This is a genomic window from uncultured Veillonella sp., from assembly GCF_963551295.1.
Taxonomy (GTDB): domain Bacteria; phylum Bacillota; class Negativicutes; order Veillonellales; family Veillonellaceae; genus Veillonella.
In genome coordinates, this window is sequence record NZ_CAUVFT010000027.1 from 22,528 (window position 1) to 28,921 (window position 6,394).

Consider the following 6,394-nt stretch of genomic DNA (forward strand, 5'->3'; position numbering starts at 1 on the left):
ATGAAAACCGTTGCTTTTACAACCTTGGGGTGCCGTGTAAATCAATATGATACGGATGCTATGAAAGGTTTATTTTTACAAAATAATTACGAAGCGGTAGACTTCGATGAAAAAGCTGATATATATGTAATTAATACATGTTCTGTAACGAATATGGGGGAAAAAAAATCTCGTCAGTTAATTCGTAAAGCAAAGCGTCAAAATGAAGATGCTTATGTAATCGTAACTGGTTGCTATGCACAACTTGATCCGGATGCGATTGCCGCTATCGATGGAGTTAATCTCGTCATCGGTACAAATAATCGTTCTAAAATCGTTGAGCTAGTAGAACAATTAGAGTCTACAGAACGACAAATCAATGCTGTTCGAGATATTATGAAAGAGTCTAACTTTGAGGAAATGCCATTATTTGGTAATGAATCTGATAAGGCTCGTGCGTTCATGAAAATTCAAGAAGGTTGTAATAACTATTGTGCCTTTTGTATCATTCCTTATACTCGAGGAAAATTAAAATCTCGTAAAGTTGATGATATTGTACAAGAGGCAAAACGTTTAGTAGATCATGGATTCCATGAAATCGTATTAACTGGCATACATTTGGGTAATTACGGTGTCGAATTACCAGGTCGTCCAACATTAGCTGATGTAGTAAAAGCTTTATTAGAGATTCCTAATTTATACCGCATTCGTTTCGGGTCCATAGAATCCGTAGAGGTTTCTGATGAGTTAGTAGAATTAATGGCTACCAATAAACGTGTTTGTCCACACTTACATTTACCACTACAAGCTGGTTCTGACCATGTATTAAAGTTGATGAAACGCCATTATACATTACAAGAATATAAAGACTTGATTATAAGTTTACGTTCTCGTATTAAAGACTTATCAATTACAACTGACATTATTGCTGGTTTTCCACAAGAGACCGATGAAGACTTTGAGGAAACGTTAAACACTGTTCGTGAAATAGGATTTACTCATATCCATGCGTTCCCATATTCCATTCGTGAAGGTACACCTGCAGCAACTATGCCTGATCAAATACCAGAAGCAGTGAAGAAGACTCGTGTAGCACTTTTAAATGGCCTTAGTCAATCTGGTTATGAAATGTACGCAAAATCTCGCATTGGTAAGCATGGTGAGATTCTCATCGAAAAAGAAGAGAATGGTTACTACATGGGCTTAACAAATGAGTATGTAAATGGTAAAGTTAAGTCTGATGGGACACGTAAAATTGGTGATCTCGTTGGTGGAACTGTTGTAGATTTAGAAGATAATTATTTAATTATTGAGTAAGGAGTCAGATTATGAGTGACTGCATTTTTTGCAAAATTATTAATGGTGAAATTCCGTCTAAAAAAGTGTTAGAAAATGATAAATTCTATGCTTTTTATGATATTCAACCTGTAAAAAAAGTTCATGTATTAATCGTGCCTAAAAATCATGTGTCTAATATTGCACATCTTAATGAAAAGAATGCAGATTATGTTGAAGGGTTACTACCATTTGTCCGTGATGTAGCAAAAGAACTTGGCATTTCTAAAGATGGTTATCGTTTGATTTTTAATACTGGTGAAAAAGCAGGCCAAACTGTATTCCATATGCATGCACACCTTTTAGGTGGAGAAGAAATGGGCTGGCCAGAAGCTTAATTTTGAGTATTATGTATTCTTTTTATAATACTCATTAAAAAGCCCATAAAATATACTTGAAAATATTGACAATATCTATACCTATACATATAATATTATATGTGCGTATGTAAATTATCAGCACTTCCCGAGATTATTTTTGGAGGGAGGGATATAGATGTCTGAAATCAAAGTCGGTAAAAACGAAACGCTTGAAAGTGCTCTTCGTCGATTCAAACGCTCCTGCCAAAAAGCGGGTGTTTTGTCTGAAGTAAGAAAACGCGAACACTATGAAAAACCAAGCGTAAAAAGAAAGAAAAAATCTGAAGCAGCAAGAAAACGCAAATTCAGAGCATAAGATGATTACCCTAATTCTGCCTTTTCATGGCTTCATGAAATGCAGAATTAGGGTTTCTTTATTTTATTCTATTCTTTAGTAACTATTACTTAGATTTTTATCAGTATTTATATATTAATCAAATTGGAGGTTATCATGAGTTTAAAAGATCAATTAAAAGAAGATATGAAAGCGGCTATGAAAGCCCGCGAAGAAGGTAAAATAGCTTTATCTGTAATTCGCATGGTTAATAGTGCCATTAAAAATACAGAGATCAATGATAAGGTAGAGTTAGATGATGCTGGCATTCTTGGTATTTTAGCTAAGGAAATGAAAACTCGTCAAGATTCTTTAACAGAATTTGAAAAAGCGGGCCGTGAGGATTTAATTAGTCATGTAAAAGAAGAAATGGCTGTATTACAAAAATACTTACCAGAGCAATTGAAAGAAGATGAAATTCGTATAATTGTACAAGAAGCCATTGCTGCATGTGGTGATAACGTAAATATGGGTAATGTTATGAAACATGTAATGCCAAAAACAAAAGGGCGTGCAGATGGTAAGATTGTCAATAACATTGTTAAAGAATTACTTGGATAATATAAATTGATATCAACGACTATTCTATATATACTAATTGATTATAGTTTATAGTAATAGATGTGTTAGAGGTAACTTTTAGAGAATAATGAAATTCTATAGAAAGTTATTGACATATATTTTCAACATATGATAATATGAACTCAATAAAATAATTGGTCAACGAAGACTCCACTTTAGATATATAGATTTATATATTTATTTGTTGGAGTCTTTTTCTTTTAGGAGGAACAAATATGTCGACAACTAACGAATTATTATATTACATTCCAGCAGGTCAATATGGGAAGGAAGGGGTTCTTGCATTATTAGAACAACATCCTGAAATCAAGTTTGTATCTCTTGTAGGTATTGACTTAGCAGGTAATGATACTGATGAAAAAATTCCTATGTCAGCATTCTTCGATGATTACGAATCTTTCTTTGAAGGTCGTGCTGTTCAAACAGATGGTTCCTCTGTAGTGCTTACAAATATTGCTACATTAAATAATGCTCGTGTAGATATGTGGGGCGATCCAAGTGTAAACTGGTTTGTTGATTACAACTACGAAAATATTGATCCTGTTACAGGATTACCAACTGGTACACTTCGTATTCCTGCATTTTTGATGCATAATTACCGCTATGTAGATTCTCGTTCTATTTTAAAACGCAGCTGCGACTATGTTCGTGCTGAATTATTAGCTTTGATTAAAGAATATGGCTTATCTGGTATGCCGCATGTGAAAGCTGATGAAGTTGTAGATATCATTTTCACATCTGCAACAGAACTAGAATTCTGGGTAAAAACTCCATCTAGAACAGTTACCAAAAAAGAATTATCCGTATCTCAAAAATTACAGGAACAATACTGGCAACGTACTCATGGTACAGTTCGTACTGCATTAGAACAAGCTGTTGAACGTCTTGATAGATATGGTATGGTTGCTGAAATGGGGCATAAAGAAGTAGGTGGCGTTAAAGCTAAACTTGATGAAGATGGTCATGAAGCAGTTGTATTAGAACAATTAGAAATCGACTGGAAATTCTCAAATAATCCATTACAAACAGCAGATAATGAATTACAAGCTCGTATCATTGTTCGTGAAGTATTCCGTGAAAATGGTCTTGATGTAACATTTAATGCAAAACCAATAATTGGTGTAGCTGGTTCTGGTGAACATACTCATTTTGGTGTTATGGCTAAACTAAAATCGGGTAAAGTTGTTAACTTATTTAGCCCAGAAGATATGCGTAAGGAATCTGCTAGCTCTTTAGGTATTGGTGCGATTATGGGGCTTCTAAAACACTATGAAGCCATTAATCCATTTATCAGCTCTACAACAGATTCTTTAAACCGTTTAAAACCTGGGTTTGAAGCTCCAGTATGTATTGTTACATCTTTAGGTACTGATCCATCTGAACCTAGCCGTAACCGTACAATTCTTTGCGGTTTGATTCGCGATATCGATAACCCTATGGCGACACGTTATGAATTACGTTCTCCAAATCCTTACACTAATACATATACTGCTTTAGCATTAATCTTTATATCTGCATTTGATGGTATGAAATATGCTATTACATCTGGTAAAACACAAGCTCAATTGGAAGCAGAACTTTCCAAAGAAGTAGGTGAAACATCTGATTATCTTGCTACAAATCGTGCATACCGTACTGAAAAAGATGTATTTGATGATTTCACACAAGAAGAACGTAATCAAATGTTTGGTGTTGCTCCAGCTACTGTATGGGAAAATATAAAGGGTTACCAAAATAATCCTGAATTAGTAGAAACATTAGCTCAAGGCAATGCATTTGCTAAAGATTTAATGGACTCCTTTATTGCCTCCATTCTTAAACGTTGGAAACTAGTATTAGCTAACCGTTTAATCCCAAACAATTTGGATACAGTTCGTAGCATGGTTGCAATTCATACTGACAGCCGAAATAGTGTAGATGATAAACGCTTTGCAGAAGTTAATGACTTACGTTTCTACCTTGCTAAAGATAGTGATGATCGTAAATCCTTATTCACTCGTTTAATCGATGCACTTAATGATGGTGAATATGATTTAGCATCCCAATTACAAATCGAAATGAATGATAAAATGGAAGAATTAGAAACTAAGTACGCTAATTACGCTAAAAATATTTTCTAAGATGCTAGTCGATAGTGTTAAAACATAAAAGTGTTAAAATAAAAGAGACTCTACTGATGTGTAGAGTCTCTTTTATGCTATTACGATTTGTTATTAAGAAATTTTTCTACCAGTACTAGGCAACAAACTAGAACTAGAATAGAAATAGACCATAATAACATGTCCAAAGCTGATTCATGATCGATAATTAGTAAACGAACAATGGCGGTAATGCCAATATATAAGAAGAAATCGAGAGGAAAATGGAAGTTATTTTTAAAGTACTTAATTATGAGTGCAATAAATTCAAAGTAGAGAAAGAAGGTAATTATCTCTTCAATCAATAATGAATAAGTACTATAGCCTTGAATATTGGCCCATGCAATAAAACCAAAGTTTACTAAACTATTGATTAAAGCAATGCATAAACCAATGCCAACACCAATAAGTGCAATATTTTTAATGGTTAAAATAAGCTGAGAAATACGAATCCACATACATACTCCAAATAAAATAATAATTTACTATAGGACATATAAAAAGACCGTACAACGTACGGTCTTTTTGCCTCTATATTAAGCTATTAGTAAAATCTTAAAATTAGATATCAGCCTTAATAGCTTCTAATGCAGCATCGAAGTTAACTGCTTGAGTTACTTCTGGTACATATTCAACATAAGTTACTTTGTTATCTTTGTTGATTACTACAACGCCACGAGTTAAAAGACGAAGCTCTTCAATCAAGAAACCGTAGTTTTCACCGAAGGAAGCATCTTTGTGGTCAGACAAAGTAATAACTTTATCTACGCCCGCAGCACCACACCAACGTTTTTGAGCGAATGGTAAGTCCATAGAAATTGTCAATACGACTACATCTTCGGAAAGAGCTGTTGCATCTTGGTTGAACCAACGAGTTTGAGCATCACAAACACCTGTATCAAGGGAAGGAACAACGGAGATAACTTTTACTTTACCTTCGAAGTCTTTTAAAGTTTTAGCTTGCAAGTCATTACTCAATACAGTGAAGTCTGGAGCTTGTTGACCTACTTTAATTTCTGGGCCAACTAATGTGATAGGGCCACCTGCAAATGTTACTACGCCAGTACGTTTTTCCATGTTTTATTCCTCCTAAGAGTTTTAATTCTAATTATGTAAGATAAAATTTCTTTATATGCATAGTATAACATTTACATTACTATAAGTAAACTAAAAAATTCGATATAGTATTAATTTAGAAAAAACTTTAAGATTGATTACCATTAAAATTTAAAGAGGTCATTTAACTTATATTGTTGAAATACAACTGCTGCTGTGATAAAAATATTTAAACTAACTGTTATACATATAGGTGTATTAATGTATCATAAAAAATGTGTATACTATAAAGAGTAAAGTTAACATAATAAAATTTGTTGATTTAGCTTTTACAGTATTGATTTAAATTCAATTACAATATAATAATACTAATGATTATATAGGCAATAATTTTAATTAGACTTAATAGAATATATTAGAGAGGACCTATGAAACCAATAGATTTATTTATGCAGTTTTTCCGGCGTGAAGGCTGGATCTATGCCATTGGCTTAACTATGTTGATGGCAATTGATGTGGCTTTTTTATTTGTTCCTCAATTCATTGGCAATGCTATAGATACATTGAGCAATAATAAGGAAGGTTTAGTTACTTATATTTATTATTTTATT

The 6,394-nt window shown here is 33.3% G+C and carries 7 protein-coding genes and 1 pseudogene; 6 read left to right on the plus strand and 2 right to left on the minus strand.

The window, feature by feature from the left end; genetic code table 11:
* The 5 genes from mtaB to RYO55_RS07770 all read left to right on the plus strand — a co-directional run bounded on the left by mtaB (position 1) and on the right by RYO55_RS07770 (position 4,709).
* Positions 1 to 1,296, plus strand: coding sequence for a tRNA (N(6)-L-threonylcarbamoyladenosine(37)-C(2))-methylthiotransferase MtaB (gene mtaB / locus RYO55_RS07750; protein ID WP_314984924.1), 1,296 nt, complete (start codon positions 1 to 3; stop codon positions 1,294 to 1,296).
* A gap of 11 nt (positions 1,297 to 1,307) precedes the next feature.
* On the plus strand, positions 1,308 to 1,652 hold the full coding sequence (locus RYO55_RS07755; protein ID WP_004695748.1) for a histidine triad nucleotide-binding protein: 345 nt from the start codon (positions 1,308 to 1,310) through the stop codon (positions 1,650 to 1,652).
* A gap of 157 nt (positions 1,653 to 1,809) precedes the next feature.
* Entirely contained in the window at positions 1,810 to 1,989 is a 180-nt protein-coding gene (gene rpsU / locus RYO55_RS07760) for a 30S ribosomal protein S21 (RefSeq protein WP_004695751.1), read from the plus strand.
* Positions 1,990 to 2,124: 135 nt separating this feature from the next.
* Complete coding sequence (locus RYO55_RS07765; protein WP_314984926.1) at positions 2,125 to 2,568, plus strand: GatB/YqeY domain-containing protein; 444 nt, start codon at positions 2,125 to 2,127, stop codon at positions 2,566 to 2,568.
* Between the two features lie 236 nt (positions 2,569 to 2,804).
* Entirely contained in the window at positions 2,805 to 4,709 is a 1,905-nt protein-coding gene (locus RYO55_RS07770) for a glutamine synthetase (RefSeq protein ID WP_314984927.1), read from the plus strand.
* A gap of 80 nt (positions 4,710 to 4,789) precedes the next feature.
* Here RYO55_RS07770 and RYO55_RS07775 read toward each other — a convergent pair whose 3' ends face one another.
* Both RYO55_RS07775 and tpx read right to left on the minus strand, forming a co-directional pair.
* Entirely contained in the window at positions 4,790 to 5,185 is a 396-nt protein-coding gene (locus tag RYO55_RS07775; RefSeq protein ID WP_008600892.1) for a phosphate-starvation-inducible protein PsiE, read from the minus strand.
* Between the two features lie 103 nt (positions 5,186 to 5,288).
* Positions 5,289 to 5,804 carry a thiol peroxidase gene (gene tpx, locus RYO55_RS07780; RefSeq protein ID WP_008600893.1) on the minus strand — a complete coding sequence of 172 codons (516 nt, stop codon included), beginning with the start codon at positions 5,802 to 5,804 and terminating at the stop codon, positions 5,289 to 5,291.
* Between the two features lie 407 nt (positions 5,805 to 6,211).
* Here tpx and RYO55_RS07785 point away from each other — a divergent pair.
* A pseudogene (locus RYO55_RS07785) lies at positions 6,212 to 6,394 on the plus strand (ABC transporter ATP-binding protein); the annotation flags it as partial.